Raw genomic sequence first — 26,960 nt, forward strand, 5'->3', positions numbered from 1 at the left:
CCCTAAATAAAAATAAGGATAAATTAGAAAAAATAAATAAAGTAAAAGAAAAATACTCAAAGAAGTTAGAAGACTTATATCCTAAGGAGTATTGTAAAAAATCAAGAGATAAGCAGCAAATAGATTGTCTATGGATTAATAAAGAATTAAATAATAACAGGTGTAAACTATTTTTGTTAGCATTACAACTAGATAAAGTATTTATACTTAATGCAAAAGAGCCAATGAAAAATAACTTAGGGCTATTTATGAATTACTTATCAGGAAATGAGATACAAGGGGATTATTTAAAATATATGAGTGAATTTTGGAACAGTTTATTTTTAGTAGTCCCAGTAATATCAAGCCCATTTGCATCCATACAAAGGATGTATAGACATTTAGGAAAAGAAGAAATCGGATGGCTACTCATAGATGAAGCGGGACAAGCTCTTCCTCAAACTGCAATTGGATCTATTTGGCGTTCAAAAAGGGTTGTGGTTGTTGGAGATCCATTACAAGTAGAGCCAGTATCTACACTTCCATTATCTTTAATAGAAGTAATAGGGAAGGCATGGAATGTAGAGGATATAGCTTCAAAAACTCTTTCAGTACAAGGTATGGCAGATAAAATAAATAAATATGGAACAAATCGTGAAGGATTATGGATAGGATGTCCTTTGAGAGTTCATAGAAGATGTGAAAATCCTATGTTTAGCATAAGTAATAAAATAGCTTATGATAATAAAATGATATATGGAACCATAAAAAAAGATAAAAAGTTGCCTATTGAAAACAGCACATGGATTGACTGTAGAGGAACTAGCATCGGAGGAAAATCTCATTATATAAAAGAGCAAGGGGAAGTTATATATAAAATTATAAAAGAGTGCATTGATGGAAATAAACTTCCAGATTTATATGTTATTTCGCCATTTACTACAGTAGTTAGCGGACTTAAAAAAAGGATAAGAAAGCTTAAAGATGAATTAGATTTTATAGATAGCAAGTTATTAGAGGAATGGATAAAAAATTCAATAGGAACAGTTCATACCTTCCAAGGCAAAGAAACTCCTATTGTTATAATTTGTTTAGGAGTAGATGAAGATCATGAAGGAGCTGCAAATTGGGCTTCAAATTCACCAAATATATTAAATGTAGCAGTAACAAGATCTAAAAACAAAGTTATTATAGTAGGAAATAAAAAATTATGGGGAAGTAAAGATTACTTTAAAGAAGCTTTGGAGGAACTTGGTTAGTGGTAAATAGTTAACTATAAGATTAAAATAGATCCTTTAAAGTAAGGGGTGATAATATGTATTTATCAGTTAAAGAAGTTAATACATTAGATGATTATAGATTGTTATTAACTTTTGAAAATGAATTTAAAACCTAGCTAAATTTAGTTAGGTTTTTTCTTGTAATTAGTATTGCTGCCGCAATGGTATTATCATTAGGTTTACTTAGTGGATGTGGAAACAAAAATGCTTTAAAAGACGGGGTATATAAATCAGAGTTTAGTAAATTGGATAGCAAAGGCTGGAAGGCTCAGTTATCAATTGAAGTAAAAGATGGAAAAATTATAAGTTCAAACTACGATTACGTAAACAAGGATGGAAAATTAAAGACTCAAGATGAAGATTATAACAAAAAAATGTAAGCAAAATCAAAGACAAACCCAATAAAATATACTGATCAGCTAGAAAAGCAATTAGTTGAAAAACAAGATCCAGCAAAAGTTGATGCTGTAACTGGAGCAACTTCATCTTATAAGAACTTTACAGAGCTTGCTAATGCTGCTATAGAAAAGGCTAAAAAAGGTGATACAGCAACTGCCGTAATTGAAGAAAAAGGGAAATAATAAGCCTTTATAAAAATACACACAACAAAATCATACATAATTTATAATAAAGTTTCTACATTCTAACATATAGCATGTCTATTGTTTGAGTAGAAACTTTATTTTATATGATTAATAAATCTTTTCTTGACTCTTCATTATATAAGTTTCACATATTAATATATTTAAAAAATTTAGCCATAGGTGCAAAATTACATAGCTGTGCTATGTAATTTTTAATAAAAGTTGAAAAAATGTATTAATAATATTTACTTTTAAGGTTACACTTAAGTCTTTTTTAAATATATTAGTTGTAAATTCTCGTTAAAGTCTTAATCATGTAACTTATTCAATTCTCATGTTATCTTAAAATCTTATAATTATAATCTGTATGGAAAAGGAAGATATTATAAATTTTCAATAAACAATAGATGGGAAAAAATATAATTGTAAAACATGTGTTAAATATTGATTTTAAATACATTAAATGTTAAAATTAAACAAGATTTATGAAAAATAAAGTCTAAGAAAACGTTTTTAAAAGATTTGGTGTAATGGTCAAGTTAAGAAAAGATAATAATATTGAAATAAATAGGTAACATAAAATTAATGTTACATTTTTATAAAATATAATAAAATCTTTTTGTCTTGCATAATTTGATATTAGATCATAAAAATCCAATGATATTAAGTTTTGGGGGTAATGAATATGGAATTGAAACAGAAAGTGCTTCAATTTGCCAATCAAGTTAGTGGCAATAAGCCTGGTTCTAGAAGCTGGTTCACAGAGAAGGATGCACGTTATAGAATTCTTGAGCCTGCTGTTACAGATGAAATGGCAGAAGTTTTGCTTTGTATGAAAATACGAGAAAAGGTAACAGCTAAAGAGGTTGCATCTTTATGTAAAAAAAGTGTTGAAAGAACAAGAGAACTTTTATTAGAATTAGCAGATATAGGTGTATGCTTTGTTAATACTATTAATGGAGAAGATAAATTTTGGTATGAAACATGGGTACCTGGTATTATGGAAATGATGGTTAATAAAAAAAAATATGTTGATAAATATCCTCAAATTGCAGAATGTTTTAGTGCGTACGGAATAGAAAATGGACCTAGATCAACAGGAAATTTTCCACCAGGAGTTGGTCTTATGCGTGTTATTCCAATAGAAACTTCTATAGATGGAGAAACAAGAAGAGCATCTTATGAGGAAATATCAAAATATCTTAATGAAAATGAAATTTTCTCAGTTTCTGATTGTGCTTGTCGTACTGCAAGAGAAGTCATGGGTGAAGGTTGCGGACATCTAAAGGAGGATATGTGTATTCAGTTAGGCCATGCTGCTGAATATTATATTCGTACAGGAAGAGGTAGAGAGATTACTCGTGAAGAGGCTTTTGAAATTATAAAAAGAGCTGAAGAGAATGGTTTAATGCACCAGATACCAAACTTAGATGGGTCAGGAAAAACTCATGCTATTTGTAACTGTTGTGGCTGTTCATGTCTTTCATTAAGAGGAGCTTCCATGTTTACAAATGCTGACATGGTTCGGTCTAACTATGTTTCTCATGTGGACAAAGATAAATGTGTTGGTTGCGGCGAATGCGTTGTCAATTGCCCAGTAAATGCACTGAAATTAGGTCAAAGGCTTTGTTCAACCAAACCAGTTGTTAAAGAAATAGTAAGAGAAGAAACACCACGTAATGCACAGTGGGGTCCTGATAAATGGAATGTAGACTATAGGATTAACAGAAAAAATGTTGTTGATACAGGTACAAGTCCCTGTAAAACATCATGTCCTGCTCATATTGCTGTTCAAGGTTATATTAAATTAGCTTCTCAAGGAAGATATAAAGAAGCACTTGAACTTATAAAACATGAAAATCCTTTTCCAGCAGTATGTGGTCGTATTTGCCCTAGAAAATGTGAATCTGCCTGTACTAGAGGAGATATTGATGATCCAATTGCTATAGACGAAATTAAGAAATTTATTGCAGAACAGGATTTAAATGTAGAAAATCGTTATGTTCCTAAAAAGAGACACCAATACGGAAAGAAGATTGCTATTGTTGGAGGAGGACCAGCAGGCCTTTCATGTGCTTTTTATTTAGCTATTGATGGATACAAAGTAACAGTATTTGAAAAACAAAAGGTTCTTGGTGGAATGTTAACACTAGGAATCCCATCCTTTAGACTTGAAAAAGAAGTAGTAAATGCAGAAATTGATATTTTAGAAAAATTAGGTGTTGAGTTTAAAAAAGGTATTCAGGTTGGAAAAGATGTTACTCTTAGTGAGTTGAGAAAACAAGGATACAAAGCTTTTTATATGTCAATTGGTGCCCAGGTAGGTAGAAAAATTGGCATAGAAGGAGAAGAGGCTGAAGGGGTCATGTCAGGTGTTGATTTCCTACGAAATGTGAACTTGGGAAAAGATGTGAATATTAAAGGAAATGTAGTTGTAATTGGCGGTGGCAATGTTGCCATTGATGTTGCAAGAACAGCTACACGTATGGATGTTTCAAAAGTTCACATGTTTTGTTTAGAAAGTCATGAGGAAATGCCAGCTCTTCATGAAGAAATAAATGAGGCTATGTCAGAAAATATAGTTATTAATAATTCTTGGGCTCCTAAAAAAATTATTACAGAAAACGGTAAAGTTACTGGCATAGAACTTAAAAAATGTATTTCTGTGTTTGATGAAAATAAAAGATTCAATCCTACTTATGATGAAAAAGATGTGAAAATCGTTAATGCAGATTATGTGTTAACCTCAATAGGTCAATCAATTGATTGGGGTAGTATACTTCAGCATAGCAAAGTAGAATTAAATCCTAATAAAACAATAAAAGCCAATGAATTTACTTATCAAACTGGAGAAGAGGATATATTTGTTGGTGGTGATTCATATACTGGTCCAAAGTTTGCAATAGATGCTATAGCTTCAGGTAAAGAGGGCGCAATTTCAATTCATCGTTTTGTTCAAAATGGACAAAGTTTAGTTATTGGTCGTGATAGAAGAGAGTATCATGAATTAGATAAGAGCAGCATTGAAGTTGGTGGATATGATCGTACTCCAAGACAAAAAGCAGGGCATATAAATCAGGAGAAAGTAAATGAGGCATTTAAAGATGTACGTACTACATTCACAGAGCAGCAAGTAAAAAAGGAAACCAATCGTTGTCTTGGATGCGGTGCCACAATTGTTGATGAATTTATGTGTGTAGGATGTGGACAATGTACAACTAAGTGTAAATTTGATGCAATTTCACTTGTTAGAAAGTATGACAATGAAAGCGTATCACTAGAAAAATTGAAACCTATAGTTGTTAAGACAGCTATAAAACGTAAAGGAAAAATTGCAGCTAGAAAGGTTAAAAAATTTTTTATTAAAAAATCTTGATCAAGGTTTATATAGCATATACATAAGACAAGAATGGTAGAGAATTAATTTCCATGAATAATGAAGAGATTTATGATAGATAGACAGAAATATTTTTTTCAGAAAGGAAAATTTAATATGGGTATTTTGTATGAGGCAACTAATTTTAATGGCTTGGCTATTTGGCTTTTTATTCTATTTGCTTTAATGGCTTTTAATGAGTTTGGACGTTCAACCAAATGGGGAGGAATTGTACTTTTTTTAATTGTTCCTATAGTATTAACTATTTTTGTTTGGCCAACAACTGCAGCTGCGGATAATGAATATGGTACAGGTAATTGGTTCAACTGGGCAAAAACTTACTCCGCCCTTGCAGGATGTCTTGGGTTTATGGCAATTCGCTACATTCCATCATTGTCAAAAAAGAAGTGGGCGTTATGTTTTCCGCCACTTATTTTGGCAATTAACATATTTGAAGCTGCAATTCGTGATTTTCAGTGCTTTGGCTATGGTGCATGGAATGGAGCTTACGTAAATAATCTATGGTTAATGTCAGGACCTTGGAATATTATGAATGGTATTGCGGGGTTACTTAATATTATTATTATCTGTGGTTGGGTTGGAATTTTTGTATCTAAGGATAAAACAAAAGATATGATTTGGCCTGATATGATTTGGGTTTATGTGCTAGCTTATGATTTATGGAATTTTGCATACACATATAATTGTATAGCTGATCATTCAATTTATTGTGGATTAGCATTACTTTTATCATGTACTATACCAACATTCTTTATAAAAAGAGGAGCATGGTTGCAGCATCGTGCACAAACACTAGCTTTATGGATTATGTTTATTATGACAGTGCCTTCTTTTGCAGATCGTATATCACCAATACCTACTACACATAATCCAACAGCATTTTTTATTGTAAGTTTACTTTCTTTAGTTGTAAATGCCGCTGTAGCAGCATATCAAATTAAGAAGATATTTAATAAGAAGCTTAATCCATTTAAAGATGAAATATATGTGGATACAAATGCATATAAAGAAGTAATAAAAGAGAACAAATAATAGAATATTAAAAAAGAAGCCACTGTTTAACAATGGCTTCTTTTGCTTTGATAATAATGGATTTAAAACCTAGCTAAACTTAGTTAGGTTTTTGTGATATTAATAAAATTAGTTCATGTGCAAATTAGTTAATGATAGATTTAGCAGTAAATAAACAAAAAAATAACCTTATACTATTCTAAAAAATTATAGAAGAGGGCAATTGTATCATATTTTATTATTTGATTTAGGTGATTTTGTTAGTTAAAATAAAATATAATAATTTTTTCTGTACAATTGTATTATCAAATGAAAAAAATCAAGATATTGGTAATGTATTATAAACTATATTTACTGTAATGGTATGGAGGTTAATGAGAAATATGAATTTACTTGAATATATGTCTAAAAAAAGGCATCGTTTGATTTACCCACAAATGGGAGCAATAGGTATTGCTTACACAAATTATACTATGTATGAGGTTTACAAGGACCCTCAAAAACAGTTAGAAATAGCATTATTATTAGAAGATAAAATTCCCCTTGATTTTTCTTATCCCCTTGATTACGGAGTGGTTTTTGCGGAAGCTTTAGGTGTCCCTTTATTGCGTCCAGATTATGATTTTCCTTCATCAAATGATAATCCAATTAAAGATTTGTCTGATTTGCTCTTATTAGATCAACCTTGTCCAGAAAAAAATTGTTTAATGTCATCTTACTTAGAAGCCATCCGATTAATTGCTGAAAATATAGATAAACCAGAAATGGTTGCTTTGGTTGGCCCGTTTACTTTAGCAGCAGAAATGGCAGGGGTAGAAAATTTAGCTCGCTGTGTTATTCGTAAACCTGATTTCGTTGAAGCTATACTAGACTTTGCTACAGAAGCCATCATTAATTTTTTGCGAACAGCAGTTAAAAATGGTGCCAAGGTTATTCAAATATCGGAACCAACTGCAAGTATTATCTCACCTGTTTGTTTTTCAAGATTTATTACTCATAGGTTACAAAAGATTTTTGCAACGGCTGAACAATTGGGAGCTTGGGGTGTACTACATATTTGTGGTAATACTTCAGTGTATTTAAAGGAAATGTCAAGTTGTGGTGCTGAAGTTCTAAGTTTAGATCAGATCATGGACATGGCTACTGTTGCCAAAATTGTACCTGAGAATATAATCCTTGCTGGTAACATTGATCCACTGCAAATAATGTATAATGGAAGTTCTTATGAGGTAGAGAAAGCTACTAAAAAGCTGTTACTTGATATGAAACTATATCCTAATTTTATGCCGTCTTTTGGTTGTGATTGTGTAATGGGTTCACCTGAAGAAAACGTTAAGATTTTTATTAAGACTGTTTACGAAAATAGCTAAAAAACTATATACTAAAGAGGAGTGTTTGTATTGAAAAAAGGTATATGTAAAATTTTTATTAGTATTACTTTGATTACAATATTTATGATTAGTTTTGTTGGGTGTGAAAATAATAAAAAGGATGCCAATAAAAAATCTAATTCAGGTGAAGCAATTACAGTTTTATTGCCACCGTGGTATCAAAAAGGTTTAGAAAAAACTATTCCTGATTTTGAAGCCGATACAGGTATTAAGGTTAAACTAGAAATTCTTGACTGGGAACCTCTGCAGGACAGAATTGTAACTAGTTGCTCTACTGGTGTTGCACCAGCAGATGTTACTGAATTTAGTTGGGATTGGACAAATACCTACGGAGAAGCTGGCTGGTATGAACCTCTAAATAAATATTTTAGTGATGATATGTGGAAAGATATTGCTACAAAGGATGTTTTCAGTCATAAGGGTAAATACATGGCAGTTCCAATTTATAACGATTTTCGTCTTACATATGTTGATACAGCTGATTTTACTTCTGCTGGAATTAAAGATATCCCAACTACAGCAGATAGTATGTATGAAGCAGCAAAGAAAATTAAAGCAGCTGGTGTATGCAATTATCCAATCCTGCTGCCATTATCAGCTACATCAGCTACAACCACACCATGGTTTATGTTGACTAAAGCATATGGTGGAGAACTTTTTGATAATAATTGGAATCCTCTTTTTGCTAAGAAAGATTCCGCTGGATATAAAGCTATGTCATGGGTTATGAATGCTTATAAAGATGGATTAATCAATCCTGCTGTTTTAGATTATAAAGGCACCGACGTTGTAGACCACTTTAAAAAAGGTGACAGTTCCATAGATATAGCAGGTTGGGCAGGGAACATTACTGAATATACTAAGAAAGATAGCGCTATAGCAAGTACTGTTAAAGTAATCCAAGTTCCTGGTACTAAAGATGGTAGTCGTACATACGGTTTACAAGAGGGTGTAGGTATACCAACTGCATCTAAGCATAAAGAAGCTGCTGCGAAGTTTATTAAATGGATCAATAAGGAAAAATTTATGGAAAACTTATTTACTGAAGATGGTATTTTCCCTAATCATGCAAGTACTATAACTGCTCTGACAAAAGCCAATAAAATGCCTCAAGGGAATACTATAAAAGAGGCTATGAGCACTATACAACCACTTTTCCCACAAGGTGCACCTAAATGGTATGCTGCATGGGAAAGTGATGTAGCAACCTATATGAATCAGATTGCTAAAGGCCAACTTACTATGGATCAAGGCTTAAAAAGCATAGCTGGCTCTGCTGCTAAGTTAAAAGCTAAATCTAAATAATACAGTAATTCAGTAAAAATTAAAAAGTTATAGAAATTATATAATGGCGCCGGGCATGGGCGTGATCTGGTGGGCAAAGATCAAATAAGGGTATAATAGTAACAACTGTTAGTTTAAGACTATTGTGCCCACCATAAATTTAAAATGCCAAAGCATGTGAATATACAAATAAAATAATTATTAAGATTATACTATATTTAAGGATTTTTAGTAGCATATTTTTAAATATTGATATCTTTCTCAGAGGTGAATAGATGAAAAGATCAAAAGCTCCGTATGTATGTTTGCTACCACTACTGTTTATTTTAGTGATTTTTGTAGCATTACCTTTATGCATTACTATAGTGGACAGCCTTTATGAAGTAAATTTGCGTCATTTGGATCAGCGCATTTTTGTTGGCTGGGGAAATTATATTACACTATTTCAAGATAAGTTTGCTATAAACTCTTTTGGCAACAGTCTTTTTTATCTTATAATTTCTTTGATAGCTGAAACAATTTTGGGTATAGTACTGGCGTTGGCATTAAAAGATAAATTTATTGGAAGAGGTATAATTTTGGCTGTTTTGATCATACCATGGGCATTACCTCCCCTAGTAAATGGTATAATTTGGCGACTTATTCTTGATCCTACATGTGGACTTTGGAATGATTTCTTATTTAAAATTGGATTTATTCATGAGTATAAAGTTTGGCTTAATAACCCTGCATGGTCTAAATGGCTGGTAACTTTAGTACATGTATGGAAGATGTTACCCTTAATAGTTATAATCTTTTTGGCAAAACTACAAACTCTGCCTGAAGATAGAATAGAAGCAGCTTCTATAGATGGAGCTAATTACTGGCAGCGATTTCGCTACATTATTTTTCCTTTTATAAAATCTGTATTAGTTATTACTTTAGCAGAAGGTACAATTTCTGCTTTTCATTTATTTGATGAGGCCTATATAATGACTGGTACCGCCTTGGATACACGCTCATTACTCATTGAAAATTATTTAGTTGCCTTTCGGGAAATGAATCTAGGAAGTGGCATGGCTTTGTCCATGTTGATCTCTCTATTTTCCCTACTCATAATGTCTATTTACATTAAGCTAGGAGGTAAGAACCAATCATGACAAAATTATATCGTCGTATTTTCCTGATTTTTTTAACTGTAATCATTTGCTTATATAGTCTTGTTCCGTTATATTGGTGTTTGCGTACCAGTTTGATGGCAAAATCAGATTTACTAAAAGCACCTCCTAGCTGGCTTCCAAAACCACTTACTTTTGATAACTATCAACAGTTGTTTGGACTATCTAGCACCGATTCAATACTAAACAATCAATTTATAGACGCCTTTGCTAATTCATTAGTTGTTTGTTTGGTTTGTACATTATTGGTGTGCGTCATTGCCATATTATCAGGGTATGTTTTTGCTCGCTGGAAATTTAAGGGCAGCAATTTTATTTTCTGGATTTTAATGACTACAATGGTTCTACCAGCTTATAGTGTAATGATACCACTTTATCGCATCATGACTACTTTAGGATTAATGGATACTCGCGTAGGTATCATACTTATCTACATTTCTGCATTTATGCCTTTAGCAGTATGGCTAATGTACAGTTTTTTTACTTCTATCCCAAAAGAAATTGAGGAAGCTGCTTGGGTTGATGGAGCAGGACGCTTTCGGGCAATGTTTATTCTTTTACCCATTGCACTACCTGGTATTATTGCTGTAGCTATTATAACTTTTTTAAGTGCATGGAGCCAATATTCTATACCTCTTGTATTTGCTTCTTCAAGAGCTCAGCCACTTACAGTTTTTTTAAGTACAATGGTTGGCAAAACTTCTATTCATTATGGATTGATGTCTGCAGGAGGTATGCTCTCTGTTATTCCTCCAGTTTTAGTGGCGATTTTTTTGAACAAATATTTAATTGGCGGTTTAATGAAAGGTTTAACAAAATAATAAGAGGATTATTATGAATTACATTATAACAAATGGGAAAGTTATATTAAAAAAAATAATTTGATCTATAAATATGCTTAGAATAGTCATTTCACTGATTTACTTAGATAGGTTGACTATGTCTATAAAAAAACATATAATTTAGTTGTAATTTAATAATACAAAGGGGAGCTTATGAAATTAGGCTGAGAGGAATCTAGTATGAGGAAAACCTTTAAAACTGATCTGGGTAATGCCAGCGTAGTAACTTTTTTAAGCGTGTTATCCATTTAGGAACAGGCTTTTTTTGTTTGTATAAATTAAAATAAAAATTTTATAAAGTTATTTTTGTTGAGTTTTGTACATTGATTTTTATATTTTATATGAAAGATAATGTTTTTGAAAGTAAAATCATTATGTGCCAATAATTTCAGAGAAATTAATGTGCATAATCTAACAGAACAACGTTATTAAAAAAGGAGGGAAAAAAGTGAACTTAGCAACTATCATAGCAATAATTGTAACATTAGCAATTTTAGTTTTAAGTGTACAAAAATTAAGAAAATTTAAATTCAATTTAAGGGTAATTGTAAGAATTGGGGTTGTAGCGGCTATTACTGTTGTATTAGATATGATTAAAATAGTGCCCTTTCCACAGGGAGGAGGATGCAGTTTATTATCAGTTCTTCCATTGATGATACTTGCAGTTTTATTTAGTTCTGAAGAAACATTGATTTGTACTATTGTTGTGTCTTTTATAGAGATAATTCTTCAGCCACCATATTATCCTATGCAAATACCTTTAGATTATTTTGGTTCAATGATGTCTATAGCGTTTATAACTATGTTTGGAATTGATAAAAAATCAAAATTAATATTTGGAGCAGTAGTAGCTTCATTATTATCTGTTTCTTTTAATGTATTATCAGGTATTATTTTCTTTGGGCAATTTGCACCTAAAGGAATGAATGTATGGGTCTATTCTATTATATATAATTTTTCAGGATACGGTGTAGAGCTACTTTTAAGTATTATTGTATTATCAATATTACCACTAAAAAATTTGAAAAGAGCTATAATTAAAAATGGGGTGAGTGTATGAGTTTTTCAAAAAAAATAAAAGAAGATGTAAGAGTTAAAAAATATTATGAGGATTATATGAAACATCCTTTTATACAAGGACTAAAAGATGGAACACTAGATAGAAATAAGTTTAAAAATTATTTAATTCAAGATTCTTTATATCTTAAAGAATATGGTAAAGTATATGCTGGTGCATTTTTACTGGCTGATACTATAGAGGATTTACAATTTTTATATACTTGTATAGGTGTGGTCACATCAGATGAAACAAATATGCATACTCAATATCTTAAGGATTATGGATTGGATGTATATAAAGTAGATAATATGAAACCAGAAATTGAAAATAAAAATTATACAGATTACATGTTGAGTTTTCTAAAGGATGGAGATATAAAAGAAATATTTATATCCGCTTTACCATGCACATTAACATACGAGTATATTGGAAAAGCTTTAAAGAAAGAAAGTGGAAAACAATTAGAAAATAATTATTATAAACCTTGGATACAAGCTTATGCAGGAAAAGAATTTGAACAATTTAGTGTGGATTCATGTAAACTTTTAGATAAAATATGTGAAAATATTGCTAAGGAAGAAGAGGAAAAATTAATTGAAATATTTCTTGAAGCTTGTAAGCATGAAATGAATTTTTGGGATATGAGTTGTAGATAATAAATGTTAAATATATATTAGATGTGTATTAGTAGAAGATATATTTGTATTTTTTCGAAACATAATACTGATATATTTTTATAGTAATTAAATATAATATTTGAAATTAACAAAAAACCTAACTAATTTTAGTTAGGTTTTTTATTAAATTAAAAAAATAATTTAAATTTAATAAAAAATGTGATAAAATATTAGCAATAAAACTAATTTTTTCACAATTAAGAATAATGTATCATTATATTAATACATTTTACTTTATATTAATATTATTGTTATATTGTTAGGTTATTGGGTATAGATTAGCCAATGATTTGATAATGAAAGCATTGTAAACATAAATATTTTGACTGTCAAAGTATTTATATTATATAAAATAATTTTACATAAGTGGTGATACTTTATACATATGAGTTCTTAACATTACATAAAGGAGGTGATGATTTTATTAATTAAAGTCTATAGATTTCAAAAATTAATATAATCCTATATACAAATAAAAAATTAATTAACTAAGAATAAATCTATAAGGAGACAGGTAATGGAAGATAAGATATTAGTTACAGTAAATGAAAAAACAATAACAGAAATAGACTTACAAAGTATACTTGAATCGTTAACAGATGATGCTAGAAAAAAAGTAGATAATAAGGAATATAAAGAAAAACTTTTAGAAAGTATGATAAATTCAGAGTTAATTTATGAATATGGTAAAAAAATAAATATAGAAAATGATGAAAAGTATTTACAGGCATTAGAACTTTTTAAAAAAGAATTAATAAGAAAATTAGTGCTGCAAAAGGTGGTTGGTGATATTAATGTTACAGAAGATGAGATAAAAAGCATATATGAATCTAATAAAGAAAAAATTACATCTCAACCAGTAGTAACATTAAAACATATTTTAGTAAAAAAAGAAGAAGAAATAAGAGATATAGAAAATCAAATTAGTAAAGGCTTAGATTTTAATGAAGCAGTAGAGAAATATTCTATTTGTCAAACTAAAAATAGAGGTGGCTTATTAGGTACTTTTGAATTAGAGAGAATTCCAAATGAATTCAGAAAAATAGTAGACAAATTAAGTGTTGGAGAGGTAAGTCAGTATTTTAAAACTGATATGGGATATCATTTGGTTAAATTAGAAGATAAAAAATCCCATGTAAAAATTGAGTTTGACGAAGTGAAAGAAAAATTAAAGAAAGAAATACTAAATCAAAAAATATTATTAAAAACTAATAAATTCATACAAAAGTTAAGAGAGGAGTCAGTGATTAAAAGAAATTAACCATTTATTTGTAAAAAATCTAAAGATAAAATTTATATGAATAAGGAGAGTATATATGGATAATTTAATGGAACAAAATGGATTTTATGAATTAGATAAATTTGATGCATCAAACTTAGAACAAACTTCGGAAGAATTATTTAAAGATGAAAATATAAATAATCTTTTAAAAGAATTTGTGGAAGAAGCTAAAGCACAATTGGATTTAGATCCAGTAACTTTAGAAAAAATAAATCAAATGGATTTTAAACTACAAGTAGGATTAATTGGAGCCTATGCTAATTTTATAAACGGAGCTGTTACAATTAAAGCTTATCTTAAAGATGATACATCATCAGGGGCTAATACTGTAGAGCATGGAAGCATAAAATCTATAATGGATAAATTTATATCACAACCATCATCATTCATAATTCTTGCTAATACTATTTATAAAGCTATAGATGCAGCATTAAATGGTGAAAATGATGACATAGGAAGACTTGCTGTAGGATTAATTAAAGATGGACTATGCTGTGTTTTCAATATAGGTAAGTTTGTAGATGGTATATTAACAGCAAAATATGATATGAATATTAATGGGGCTACTTGGTTTGAGAGGCTTAAAACTTATTATACTACAGTTGATGATATAGTAGCGTATTATCCACATTATGCTTATGATTTAGAAAAAAACACTTTAACTAGATATGCTACAAAAATAGAAGGTGCTACTGAAATACCAACTGATGATATAATTGTTTCTAAGTTATCTCCGTTAGAAAATCCAGAAATTGATCTTCCTAAACAATTAAAATCAATAGTTAATGGAAATCCAAATTCTGAAGTAGCAGGATTAGATGGTAATGTAGAATTAACATCATATAAACCAATTGATCCAGATGGTCCTAATGTTCCAGATACAGGTAATTTAAAACCTATAGTTGATGGAAATCCAAGTTCTGAAGTTGCTGGAATAGATGATGATATTATATTACTAGGATATAATCCAATAGGAACTGGTGGAGATAGTGTGTCACTTCCTTCAAGCACATATATGACAAATATTAAACCAGTTTTAAAGAGTATATTAACTTATGGAAGTTTAGGTCTGGATTTTATGGGATTGGGAATATCAATATATGATTTTATAAAGGCTGATGAAAAGGATGATATTAAACCTCAACATGTTATGGGAATAGGCCTTAGTTTATCAGGACTGAGTTCTAGTTTATTATCTCTTGCTAGGGGAGCATCAATGGCAGGAAATGTTATGGGGTTTGTTACAGCTGCGGCATCTTTACTTTATAACCTTACTAACTTAGATCCAGACAATCCTTATGCTCCTGTTGATGCTGTAACAAATTCATTTGGATTAGGATCAATAGCTAGTTCAGCGGCAGCAGCTGCTGAATACAATAAAGCAGCAGATAATGCAACTAATAGTATAGATAGAAGGATATATGAAGCATTAGCAGATATAAAAACATTAGATGCTATTCCTGTGGTGAACTGGTTTTCAGCTATATATACTTCAATAGATAAAGACGATATTAGAGATGAAATATTAGATGAGTATAGTGATATAGAGTATGATTCTGATGAACAAAAAAGAATTGCTTTAAGTATGGCAGTAAGAGACATGATACTTGAAAATTATAAAAATCCTCTAGAAAGTTTTTCTCAGAAACTGCTTAACGATAATAATGTAGATGTGGTTCAAGTGGTAACTCTTGCTAAAACTGATAATGGTGCTTTGTCTGAGATATTTGAAGATAAGGAACTTCCACCTGGTAGACTATATAATGTAACTTATGAGATCAAAGATGGAGGAGACGATACCCAACCACAGCAGCTTGCTGACACTAAATATGTTTTGGATCAACAAAATAATAGAACAGTTATAGCGGAAGGGTTTGGATCCAGTATTGACTTAAGTGTATTTGGATTAGATTATGTAAATAATAGAATATTAGTTGTAGATTATGGAAAAGAAGAGCTTTCGGATTTAGCTGGAAGAGAAACAAATATAGATTTAAATATAAAAGCAGTAGATTATTATAAAGGAATAGATAGTAAGATTTATGCTCCTTTAAATGATGTAATGAGAACCAAAGTTGAATTTGGATCAGGAAACGATATATTATCCTTTGATGAAATAATAAGAGTTAGAGTTGACAATAGATCAGTTATTGGAATAGCTGATGGAGGAGATGGAGTAGATATTGTATCATTGAAGGATATTGGAGGAGCTGACAATAAAGTTTATGAAGCCAAATATTCTGGAGATTTTCATACACTAAAATTCACAGGTGATGTGGATATTACATTGAGTAATTTTGAAAATATAATTTTACCCGGTTATAATGCTACAAATAGGATAAGTTTGGAGCAATCCAATAGTCAATATAGTTATCCTGGGGTTATTAGCCTACAAGGAGAAGATGCTAAAAGAAATGAAGTAAACTTTAAAGGTTTAAAGGGAACTAGACTTAGATTTATAGGAACAACCAATGAAAATGTAGTTGATGCAACTGAATCAAATGATGAGTTATATTCTACACTAAAGCAAGAAGATTCAATATCTTATGGTACTTCAACATTACATGGTTGGGGTGGCGATGATCTTTTAGTTGGTAGTAAAGGAGTGGACTTCCTTTATGGGGATGATGGAAATGATGTTATTTATGGAAATGGCGGAGCTGATACTGTAGAAGGTGGAAAAGGTGACGACACAATATATTATGATAAAGCAATGATAAAAATTGATGGTGGAGAAGGAAAAGACATATTAAATTTAACTGAGTTTGACAAAGCATTAAACTTAACTTCTACATTAAAGGATGCAATAGGATTTGATGCAATAGGATTTGAAGGAGTAGTTGGAACAAGATTTAATGATGTAATAAATGCTTTTGCGGATTCTGATTCTAACTTAGCTGGTGAAGATGGAAATGATAGTATAAATGATAATGATCATAATGGGTATTTGTTAGGTGGAAATGGTGATGATAATATAAATGGAAAAGGTGGTAACGATAATATAATAGGAGGAGTAGGCGTTGACACTATTCATGGTGGAAGTGGCAATGATAACATATTTGGAGGATTATACTCCACATACAAATCAGAGAACTATGGGAAAAATACTATGTACGGAGAAGAAGGAGACGATGTAGTATATGGTGATAGTGGAGTAGATATAATAGACGGTGGAGCAGATAATGACTATGTAAATGGTAGAGCTGGTGATGATGAATTACATGGTGGTTCAGGTGATGATACACTTGAGGATTTAAGTGGCTTAAATAAATTATATGGAGAAGAAGGAAATGATAAGATAATTGTAGCCTCAAATAATGCTGTAATAGATGGAGGCGACGGCTTTGATACAGCAGATTTTTCTCAGGCTTCAGATAAAGATGGAGCCATTAATATAGATTTACTTCAAAATAAACTAAGCTTTAAGGGTACTGATAATAGCATAGTAAATATGGAAAATATTATTGGCACAAACGCAGCTGACACTATAATGGGGAATGATGGAAGCAATAACTTAGAAGGTAGAGTTGGTAATGATACCTTACATGGCAAAGGTGGAAAAGACTTCATACTAGGAGAGGCTGGAGAAGATAATTTATTTGGAGAAGATGGAGATGACATATTACAAGGTGGTAGTGGTTTAGACATACTTAATGGTGGAATAGGAAATGATGTTTTAAAAGGTGGAGCAGGAAATGACACATTAAAAGGTGATGAAGGGAATGATACTTTATTTGGAGGAATTGGTTCTGATATATTAGAAGGTGGAAATGGACAAGATTCTTTTGTGTTAACTAAAGATTTTGGGATAGATACAATAAAGCAGTATTCCTCAGATGATACTATATTATTTGATACCACAACAGGAATAATGTCCTTAAATAATATTAACTTTGAAAAAGAAAATGATTCTTTAGTCTTAAAACAATCAGCCTTAAATAAAATAGTTTTGGAAGATTTCTTCAAATCACAAAATAAAGATCTAAATATTAGTATAAGGAATACCAAAATGGATAAAGAAGCCATTACTGGAGTTATAAATTCTCTAACTGGAGGAATACCAGCTAATGCTATAAAAGGTGATGATGGCTCTAATGAGCTTCATGGAGATGATTCAGACAATTCTATATATGGATTAGGTGATGGAGATATCATTTTTGCTGTAGGTGGAAATGATGAAATATATGGTGGAGATGGAGATGATAATCTTTATGGAGAAGAGGGAGATGATAGTATATATGGAGGTGCTGACAGGGATAGTTTAACCGGTGCTAATGGAGATGATCGTTTATTTGGAGAAGAAGGAGATGACCGTATAGAAGGAGAAGATGGAAATGATATTTTAAGTGGTGGAATAGGCAATGACGAATTAAATGGAGGAAATGGAATAGATACCTTTATATTTGGTAAAGGTTTTGGAAATGATATAATGTATGCTACTTATCAAGGATTTGAAAAACAAGATATATTAGTGTTTGACAACGAAAGTGGAGTATCTTCAGTTGATGATCTACAATTCACAAAGAAAATGATTTCTAATACATGGGGAACTGCCCAGAATGAAGCGTTAGTTATAAGCAGCGGAAATAACTCTATAACAATAAAAGAATGGGCTAATGCAGGTTATGATTCATTAAACCTTCAAATAAACGGACAAAATATAACTAAGAATATAAACATTTAGAACATAGTAGTAAAAACATTTAAAAAATCTAAAATTTTGAGGCATATAGGTAATAAGACTAACCTATATGCCTTTAAAATATTATGACATATTAAAATATTAATATAATCTAATCTTACTGAAAGTTAATTTAGGATTGGTTTAATGTGCAAAATATGATTCTGTAATCTTAATTTAACTAACACAATAAGTTAATATATTAAATAGTAAGAATAAATTTGTATGATAAGTTTAACATTATTAGGTTCGTTTTTATACCTTGATTTTTGCTATAAAAATAATAATAATGACTTAAATTTGTTAATATGTTACTATTAAAGTGATGAACTGATTTTGTTCTTTATAAATTTATAGAGATTATTACTGTGGAATTTATGATAATTAATTTTACTATATTTTCACATTGATTTTTGTAAATTTTGTTGGAGAGAATTATTTTTTGTGAAATTATTATATTTCAATAGTTTGAGAAATTAATATTTATATAGTTTAACAAAGTTAAATACATGATTAGGAGTTGATCTTATAAAGTTTAATATAATAGATAAAGAAAATTGGAGTAGAAAACCATACTTTGATCATTATATGAATAATTTAAGATGTCAATATAGTATGACTGCTAATATTGATATAACAAATTTGCTAAAGAAAGTAAAGGGAAATAATATAAAATTATATCCCACACTAATTTATATGAATTCAAAAATAGTAAATAGCCATGAAGAATTTAGAACTAATTTTGATGACAAAGGGAATGTTGGTTACTGGGATAGTATGAGTCCTTCTTTTACTATATTCCATAAAGATGATGAAACTTTCAGTAATATTTGGACAGAATATGATGAGGATTTTAGACCATTTTATAATAATTGTACTAAAGATATGAAAAAATATGGTGATGTAAAAGGTATATCAGCAAAAGAAAATGAACCTAAAAATACATTTCCTATTTCTTGTGTCCCTTGGTTTAGCTTTACGGGATTTAATCTTAATGTCTATTCAGATGGAACTTATCTTTTACCAATAACTACATATGGTAAATATTTTGAACAGGATGGTAAGATATTAATACCTATTTCTCTTCAGATGCACCATGCAGTTTGTGATGGATACCATGTAACTAAATATTTAAATGAATTGCAGTCTATGGCCAATAATTGTGATCAGTGGTTAATAGTAAAATAGTATAAAAAATTAGAGAACTTATAAAGATATAAATTTTTATAAGATCTCTTTTCATATTCAGGAACTTATGAAATTACCAATTGCATAAATTGTTAATAATATAATTGGAAAAAAGGTTTTAATTTTATAGGAAAATATTAAAGCTTCTCAAATAAGTGGATAAATTTACTTATTTGAGAGGTTTTGTTTTGTTGTATTAAAATTAAATCTATTTTATTTATAATCTTTTAAGTAAATGAATAAAATTACGCTTGACATGTATAAATATACAGTATATAATTTAAAAAACTTAATAAGTGGAAAAACAAAACAATATATATGCATCCATACTATTTTTGGAAAACGGGGGGGGCTAATTTTGAAAGGACACACTATAAAATATGGTAATGGTTATAAAAAAATATCATTTGACAATAACTATGACCTTCAACTTTTAAGTAAGAAATTTTTATCGGAGGGTAAAAAAGAAGAAGATGAAGTTATAAAAGAAGCTCTTTTGAATCCCATTTCATCTAAAAGAGTAGATGAAATTATTACTTCAGAAGATAAAGTTTGCATTGTGGTATCTGATATAACAAGATTATGGCAACGTCCTAAAGTATTTTTACCTATACTTATTGAAGAAATAAAGAAAAGTGGAATAGATGATGAAAACATAATTTTTTTATGTGCATTAGGTTCGCATAGAAAACAAACTGAAAAAGAGTATATACAAATATTTGGAGAAAGTTTGGTTAAAAGGTTTAAGATTATAGATCATTATTCTAAAGATAAAACTAATATGGTATATGTAGGTAAGACATCTTTTAACACACCTGTATTTATTAATAAACTAGTAAAAGAATGTACGAAGTTAATTATTACAGGTGGTATAACATTTCATGATATGGCCGGTTTTGGAGGAGGAAGAAAGTCTATTCTTCCTGGTATAAGTTCTTATGAAACAATAATGGCAAATCATGCATTAGTTTTAAATAGTAATAAAAGTGGAATAAACCCTAATTGTACATGTGGAAATTTAGAAAATAATCCTATACATTTAGATATGATGGAAGCCTGCCATATGATAAAACCTTCATTTTTGCTAAATGTAATAACAGATTCTAAAGGTAATATTACTTCAGCTGTGGCGGGACATTATGAAAAAGCATTTTTAAAAGGTTGTAATATTCTAAAAAATAATTATGGTTTAGAAATTGAAAAATTAAAGGATGGCATAATTGTTTCTGCAGGAGGATTTCCTAAGGATATTAATCTATATCAATCTTCTAAAGCATTAAGTAATGCAAAGGAAGCAGTAAAAAAAGGTGGGAAGATAATTCTTTTTACACAGTGTATAGAGGGTATGGGAAATGAAGAAGTAGAAGAAATTATAAATAATTTTGATAATAATAAAGAAAGAGAGGCGGATTTAAGAAAAAAATTTACTATTTCTAAATTTGCTGGATATTTAATATGCAAGATTGCAGAGGAATATAAGGTTACTCTTATATCTGATATAAAAGAGGAATTAGTTAGTAAAGCAAATATTAAAGTTATTAAAGATGAAAATGAAATTAATAAAATTTTAAGTGAAAATAAACATCTGTGCTTAATGCTAGATGGTAGTAGTTTACTGCCTATATGTTGTAATGATTCTTATTAGTAAAAAATATAAAGTAATTATAAAAAATAGAAAAATTGAATAATTATACATAAATAAAGTTATGAGGAGTGAATGAATTTGAGTAAAAAAATAATTAGTAAATTAGGAGCTATTATACTTTCATTAACTATGGTTATAGGACTGAGTGCCTGTGGTAAAAGCACTGCAAGTAAATCTGAAAATGGGAAGGTAGATAAAATTAAAGAAAGTGGAAAATTAGTTATAGGTACTTGTGCAGATTATCCACCTTATGAATTTCATAAAACTGTAAATGGAAAAGATGAAATAGTAGGATTTGATATTACAATAGCAAAAGAAATAGCAAAGGACCTAGGGGTTAAGTTGGAAATTAAGGATATGAAGTTTGACGGTTTATTAGCAGCCCTACAATCTGGAAATGTGGATATGGTTATTGCAGGAATGAATCCAACAGAGGAGAGAAAAAAGAGTGTAGACTTTTCTACTGTATACTATGAAGCTATACAAACTGTATTAGTTAGAGCAGAGGACAAAGATAAATTTAAAACATTGGATGATTTTAAAGGTGAAAAAATAGGAGTTCAAAAGAGTACAACTCAAGAGGAAGTAGCAAAGAAACAAATGACAAGTTCAGATATTAAATCTTTATCTAAAGTTACTGATTTAGCACTAGAATTACAAAATAAAAAAGTAGATGGATTAGTACTTGAAAAACCTGTAGCAATTACATATGCTAATAATGCTAAAGGATTTGCAATGTCACTAGCAAAATTTGAAAATGCAGATAAAGGTGCATCTGTAGCTATTAAAAAGGGTAACAAGGATCTTTTAGATGCTATAAACAAAACATTAGACAAACTTATTAAAGCTAAAAGTATTGACAAATTCGTTAGAGATGCTAATAAACTAGTGCAATAATGTATAAAATAGTATAAAATTATATGAAAATCATAAAAGATAATGAATTATTATATAATGAATTATCTTTTATGATTTTATAATAATGATGAATAATTTCTATTTTAAAATAATTTATAAGTGAGACAATTTAATGAAAAGAGGGCTATGTTATGGAAAATAAATTTTTATCTCATAAGTATAAAGATAATAAAGAAAATTTAATGTCAGGGGCAGCTAATCTAAAGAACAAGTTTAAAGATATAATTGATTTAAGCTTAGGAGATCCAGATATAATAACTGATGAATCTATTATTAAAGCTGCTTTTGAAGATACCCAAAATGGATATACAAGATATTCAAACCCTACAGGAGATATAGAGTTAATAGATGCAATTACTGATTTTTATAAGAAAAATCGTAATATAAGTTTTAATCAAAATGAAATTATGGCAGTTGTAGGAGCTTGTCATGGTATATATTTAACACTGCAGGCTATATTAAATGATGGAGAAGAAGTAATAGTGCATTCTCCTTATTTTACTCCATACAAACAGCAAATAGATATGGCAAAGGGTAAATTCGTGGAACTTGAAACTTTAGAGCAGGATGGGTTTACTATAAATCCTAAAAATCTAGAAGAGTTAATAAATACTAGAACTAAGGCCATAATACTAAATTCACCTAATAATCCTACAGGGGCGTTTTTTTCCAAAGAGTTATTAGAGGAAATTGCTAAAATAGCTATAAAAAATGATTTAGTAGTAATATCAGATGAAGTTTATGATGATTTTACTTATGAAGATGAATTTTGTTCTATAGCATCACTGCCTGGAATGAAGGAGAAAACTATAACTTTAGGTAGCTTTTCTAAGGATTTTTGTATGACTGGATGGAGAATTGGTTATGTAGCTGCTCCAGATTATATAATAAATACTATGAAAAATATTAATGAAGGCATATGTTTTTCTGCTCCAACAATTTCTCAAAGAGCAGCTATACACGCCTTAAAAAATAGAAATAAAATCGTAAGCAAAATAACAAAAGAATTCAAAAAAAGAATGGAATATGCATATGGTAGGATAGAATCCATTCCAAAGTTAAGTGCTATTAAACCTAAAGCTGGTATATACATTTTTTTAAATATAAAAGAAACAGGCAAAAGTTCACAGGAGTTTTGTAATGAATTGTTAAACACAGCTCATATAATAGCAATACCAGGAAACGCCTTTGGAAAGTACGGAGAAGGATATGTAAGAATTGCTTGTACAGTAAATATATCAGCTTTAGAGGAAGCCTTTGATAGAATCGAAAAAATCGTATAGAATTATACAATCAAAAAACATGTAAAATGAAATACACTCCAAAAGTCAGATACGAAAATTTGATTTTTAGGAGTGTATTTTTATTTGTAAACTTATAAGGGTACATTACTTATCTATGAAATATATATAATAATCTTAGAAATATATATATAATTTTAATGGTGTTTTCACTGGAATATAACAAAATATTTATTGGTTAATTCATATTAGCTAAGGAGCTTTATCACCAAGATTTGTGCCGATTATTCCAAGGATAATTATAAAGGCTCCAATTATATGAAAGTATTGTAGATGTTCTCCTAAGAATAGTACTCCTGCTATCATAGTTATTAAAGTGGAAAGATTATTAAATACGCTCATTTTAGAAGCTTCTATTTTAGAAAGAGCGTAGTTTAATAAAAAAGATGTCAAAAGTGAAGATAAAACTCCTAGATAAACTATAGATATTATAAATGATGGATTTATAAATGGTTTAAAATAAATATTAATAGTTCCATGGAAAATATGATTAATAACACAAACAGCATTAAAAAATACGAAGCCTATGCCAATAGATATATAAGTTAGTAATACAGGCCTGTAGTTTCTAGACATTTTTCTTGATAGTACATTGTTAAAAGCTGAAGACAGGGAAGATAATAAAATAAGAAGTATTCCCATAAAAATATTACTTTTTAAACTTATACCCTTCATAAAGAATATATACATTACACCTGATACAGACAATAAAATGGATAGTTTCTGTATTATACTAGGGCGCTCCTTTAAGAATATTACTGAAAATATCATTGTAAAAATAGGAATAGTTGCTTGAATAATTCCTGCCTCAGAGGAAGAAATGTAAACTAGTCCAAAAATCTGAAACGCAAAAAACATTATTGGATAAAACAATGCTAATGGTAAAACATAAAGGATATCTTTCTTAGTTATATCTAATTTTACAAAGCCTAATAAAATAGATATAAATGCAAATATAAAGGATACAGTAAAACGATGAGCTAGTATGTCTAAAGGGGTTGAATAATTTAAACTTATCTTTGAAAATAAAAATGAAAAACCTATTATAAGAGCATATGTTATAGAGGCAATATATGCCTTCTTTTTGTGTGAAATATTCATTGATACATTCCTCCTATATTTCTATATATGTAAGTTTTAAATTTACTATATCTTATATTTATATGTTAGTAGATTAAGAACTGTGGTACAATATTAATTAAATTCTTTTATACCATGCCAAGATTTCATAATCCTTTAGGTACCTGTTATTCTCAAATACAAAAGAGAACTATTGTAAAATTAGCTCAAAAGTATGATGTGTTTATTGTAGAGGATGATTATTTAGCAGATTTAGAACAGGATTCAAAAGCAGATCCATTGTATTCCTATGGAGATTTTTCTCATGTTATTTATTTAAAAAGCTATTCAAAAATTATATTTCCTGGACTTAGGATTGGAGTTGCAGTTATACCTGAAGTTCTAATAGAGAACTTTGGAAAATATAAAAGACTTATAGATGTGGATAGTTCTATGCTTTCACAGGGAGCTTTAGAAATTTATATTATTTAAATAGTTTTAAAAAAGAAGAAATGCTAGAATTAAATGTATCCAATGTAAGAGAAAATTTTATTGAAAATGGCATTAAAAATATAATTGGAGAACTTATAAATGCCATAAATGATAAGTGATAACTAACAAGTAATAAGTAAATATCAGGAACTAATAAATCAGTTCCTGATATTTATAATATGTTTATTTAGGGTGTCTTATGCTTATTTACCTGGGTTTATAAACATTTGAGTCCAATAGTATGTACCGTTAGAACTCTTAGCTAGTCCAACACCTATTTCAGTGAAAGATTTGCTTAATATATTAGCTCTATGGCCTGGAGATTTCATCCATCCATCTACAACAGCTTTAGCTGAAGGATATCCAGAAGCTATATTTTCACCTGCTGCAGTGTATTTTACTCCGTATTTTTTCATCATATCAAATGGTGATCCATAAGTTGGTGATGTATGTGAGAAATACTTTTTATCGATCATGTCTTGAGATTTAAGTCTTGCTACATTTGAAAGAGAATCATTAGCTTTAAGTGCTGGCAATTTAGCTTTTGCTCTTTCAGCATTAACAAGTGTAATTACTTCTTTTTCTAATGCTTTTACGCTTGTATCAGCAGTTGATTTTGGTTGAACAGCTGTACTTTTACTAGGGCTTGTATTAGCCTTAGTTGTTGAAGTTGCACCACAACTTCCGTCTTTACAGTCAGTATTACCTGATTTTGTACCACAATTAGATGGAGCTTTTGCACAATCTGTAACACCTTTCACACAGCTAGAAGGGTCTTTTGAACAATCAGTTGCACCTTTTACCCCGCCAGTTTGTCCTTTTAAACAGCTAGTTAAGTCATTTAAATTATACTGACCATTTGCACAGTTAGTAGTAAGTCCTTTTAAGTTTGTTCTGCCTAAGTTTCCACTGCATCCAGATGAAGCTGCAGATACTAATTGTATATTTGACATTGCCATGAATGCAGTAAGTACTGAAGTAGCCATAATCTTTCTTATAGAAGATTTATTCATTGTAACACCTACCTTAAAAATTTTATGAAATTTGAATATTAATTTTGTCTTAAAATATTCTGAAATTTCATATTTCACATTATACGGTACATAAAAGGTGTATGTCCAAGGTGATGTTATGGTAATACAACTAATTTATTACATTTATTTTTTAATAATTTCATGTATTTTTAAGAATTATTTAAATATTTATATAAAATAATTCAAAAAAATCATCACTAAAAGGCCTAATTGTACCTACATACAATTTAGTGCAAATATGGCTAATTAATGGGATTTGTTTAAGGTTTATTTACATAATAATTTATGCTATAGAAGTACCCCCTTTAAATATAAATATAAAGAAAAATATTAAAAGTAAAAGTTTTTATTAATTGATAATAAATAACAATAAAGGGAATAAAAAAATATGTTTTTATATATTAATTATTAAAATATTTTTTGTTTTAATAGTTTATTTATAAAAAATATGTTTCTGTAAACTCAATTTAAACAATATAGTAGTCTAAATTAATAAAAATATTTAGAATGATAATGCATATTATATATTTAATAAATTTCTTTGTATAATTATATAACATAAGATACATATAAGTTTTGTTTGAAAACCTATTAATACAAATGATAAACTTATTAATATAAATAACAAATTTTTATCTGAACAATATATAATAAATAAATGAAGAGAGGAGGAGTTACGTTAAACAAAAAAGGTTATA

The 26,960-nt window shown here is 29.4% G+C and carries 19 protein-coding genes and 2 pseudogenes; 18 read left to right on the forward strand and 3 right to left on the reverse strand.

Annotation, left to right across the window (positions count from 1 at the left end):
* Positions 1-173 precede the first annotated feature (173 nt).
* The 3 genes and pseudogenes from NGI68_RS15635 to NGI68_RS17165 all read left to right on the forward strand — a co-directional run.
* Complete coding sequence (locus NGI68_RS15635) at positions 174-1,238, forward strand: DEAD/DEAH box helicase (RefSeq protein ID WP_251862372.1); 1,065 nt, start codon at positions 174-176, stop codon at positions 1,236-1,238.
* A 182-nt stretch (positions 1,239-1,420) separates the two neighbouring features.
* On the forward strand, positions 1,421-1,639 hold the full coding sequence (locus tag NGI68_RS15640) for a hypothetical protein (RefSeq protein WP_251862373.1): 219 nt from the start codon (positions 1,421-1,423) through the stop codon (positions 1,637-1,639).
* Between the two features lie 21 nt (positions 1,640-1,660).
* Positions 1,661-1,741 (forward strand): annotated as a pseudogene (locus tag NGI68_RS17165) (hypothetical protein); the annotation flags it as partial.
* A gap of 5 nt (positions 1,742-1,746) precedes the next feature.
* Here NGI68_RS17165 and NGI68_RS16995 read toward each other — a convergent pair.
* Entirely contained in the window at positions 1,747-1,878 is a 132-nt protein-coding gene (locus NGI68_RS16995) for a hypothetical protein (protein WP_286010127.1), read from the reverse strand.
* Positions 1,879-2,528: 650 nt separating this feature from the next.
* On the opposite strand from NGI68_RS16995, the gene NGI68_RS15645 reads away from it, so the two are divergent.
* The 14 genes from NGI68_RS15645 to NGI68_RS15710 all read left to right on the forward strand — a co-directional run bounded on the left by NGI68_RS15645 (position 2,529) and on the right by NGI68_RS15710 (position 23,659).
* The gene (locus tag NGI68_RS15645) at positions 2,529-5,219 is read left to right on the forward strand and encodes an FAD-dependent oxidoreductase (RefSeq protein ID WP_251862374.1); all 2,691 of its coding nucleotides are present in this window, start codon (positions 2,529-2,531) and stop codon (positions 5,217-5,219) included.
* Between the two features lie 117 nt (positions 5,220-5,336).
* A complete protein-coding gene (locus NGI68_RS15650) occupies positions 5,337-6,272 on the forward strand; it encodes a DUF5692 family protein (protein WP_251862397.1) in 936 nt (311 codons plus the stop codon).
* Positions 6,273-6,634: 362 nt separating this feature from the next.
* The gene (locus NGI68_RS15655; RefSeq protein WP_251862375.1) at positions 6,635-7,621 is read left to right on the forward strand and encodes a uroporphyrinogen decarboxylase family protein; all 987 of its coding nucleotides are present in this window, start codon (positions 6,635-6,637) and stop codon (positions 7,619-7,621) included.
* A gap of 30 nt (positions 7,622-7,651) precedes the next feature.
* On the forward strand, positions 7,652-8,947 hold the full coding sequence (locus NGI68_RS15660) for an extracellular solute-binding protein (RefSeq protein WP_251862376.1): 1,296 nt from the start codon (positions 7,652-7,654) through the stop codon (positions 8,945-8,947).
* 254 nt (positions 8,948-9,201) lie between these two features.
* Positions 9,202-10,065 (forward strand): carbohydrate ABC transporter permease, encoded by an 864-nt coding sequence (locus tag NGI68_RS15665; protein ID WP_251862377.1) that lies wholly within the window; start codon positions 9,202-9,204, stop codon positions 10,063-10,065.
* Positions 10,062-10,904: a carbohydrate ABC transporter permease gene (locus tag NGI68_RS15670; RefSeq protein WP_251862378.1), complete on the forward strand. Its 843-nt coding sequence runs from the start codon at positions 10,062-10,064 to the stop codon at positions 10,902-10,904. Before NGI68_RS15665 ends, NGI68_RS15670 begins: the two co-directional genes overlap by 4 nt.
* A 469-nt stretch (positions 10,905-11,373) precedes the next feature.
* On the forward strand, positions 11,374-11,985 hold the full coding sequence (locus NGI68_RS15675) for an energy-coupled thiamine transporter ThiT (protein WP_251862379.1): 612 nt from the start codon (positions 11,374-11,376) through the stop codon (positions 11,983-11,985).
* Positions 11,982-12,641 carry a thiaminase II gene (gene tenA / locus NGI68_RS15680; protein WP_251862380.1) on the forward strand — a complete coding sequence of 220 codons (660 nt, stop codon included), beginning with the start codon at positions 11,982-11,984 and terminating at the stop codon, positions 12,639-12,641. The genes NGI68_RS15675 and tenA overlap by 4 nt, the downstream gene beginning before the upstream one ends.
* 538 nt (positions 12,642-13,179) lie before the next feature.
* Entirely contained in the window at positions 13,180-13,923 is a 744-nt protein-coding gene (locus tag NGI68_RS15685) for a peptidylprolyl isomerase (protein WP_251862381.1), read from the forward strand.
* Between the two features lie 55 nt (positions 13,924-13,978).
* Positions 13,979-18,628 carry a calcium-binding protein gene (locus NGI68_RS15690; RefSeq protein WP_251862382.1) on the forward strand — a complete coding sequence of 1,550 codons (4,650 nt, stop codon included), beginning with the start codon at positions 13,979-13,981 and terminating at the stop codon, positions 18,626-18,628.
* A 525-nt stretch (positions 18,629-19,153) separates the two neighbouring features.
* A complete protein-coding gene (gene catA, locus NGI68_RS15695) occupies positions 19,154-19,813 on the forward strand; it encodes a type A chloramphenicol O-acetyltransferase (RefSeq protein WP_251862398.1) in 660 nt (219 codons plus the stop codon).
* Positions 19,814-20,171: 358 nt separating this feature from the next.
* Positions 20,172-21,458, forward strand: a complete 1,287-nt coding sequence (locus NGI68_RS15700) for a lactate racemase domain-containing protein (protein WP_251862383.1) — start codon at positions 20,172-20,174, stop codon at positions 21,456-21,458.
* A gap of 78 nt (positions 21,459-21,536) precedes the next feature.
* A complete protein-coding gene (locus NGI68_RS15705) occupies positions 21,537-22,355 on the forward strand; it encodes an ABC transporter substrate-binding protein (RefSeq protein WP_251862384.1) in 819 nt (272 codons plus the stop codon).
* 152 nt (positions 22,356-22,507) lie between these two features.
* Positions 22,508-23,659 (forward strand): pyridoxal phosphate-dependent aminotransferase, encoded by a 1,152-nt coding sequence (locus tag NGI68_RS15710; protein ID WP_251862385.1) that lies wholly within the window; start codon positions 22,508-22,510, stop codon positions 23,657-23,659.
* A gap of 210 nt (positions 23,660-23,869) precedes the next feature.
* On the opposite strand, the gene NGI68_RS15715 is transcribed toward NGI68_RS15710, so the two are convergent.
* Entirely contained in the window at positions 23,870-24,778 is a 909-nt protein-coding gene (locus tag NGI68_RS15715) for a DMT family transporter (RefSeq protein WP_251862386.1), read from the reverse strand.
* 96 nt (positions 24,779-24,874) lie between these two features.
* Here NGI68_RS15715 and NGI68_RS15720 point away from each other — a divergent pair.
* Positions 24,875-25,222 (forward strand): annotated as a pseudogene (locus NGI68_RS15720) (aminotransferase class I/II-fold pyridoxal phosphate-dependent enzyme); the annotation flags it as partial.
* A gap of 209 nt (positions 25,223-25,431) precedes the next feature.
* On the opposite strand, the gene NGI68_RS15725 reads toward NGI68_RS15720, so the two are convergent.
* Complete coding sequence (locus tag NGI68_RS15725) at positions 25,432-26,241, reverse strand: CAP domain-containing protein (protein ID WP_251862388.1); 810 nt, start codon at positions 26,239-26,241, stop codon at positions 25,432-25,434.
* Between the last annotated feature and the right edge of the window lie 719 nt (positions 26,242-26,960).

The organism is Clostridium sp. Marseille-Q2269, from assembly GCF_943736985.1.
Taxonomy (GTDB): domain Bacteria; phylum Bacillota; class Clostridia; order Clostridiales; family Clostridiaceae; genus Clostridium_F.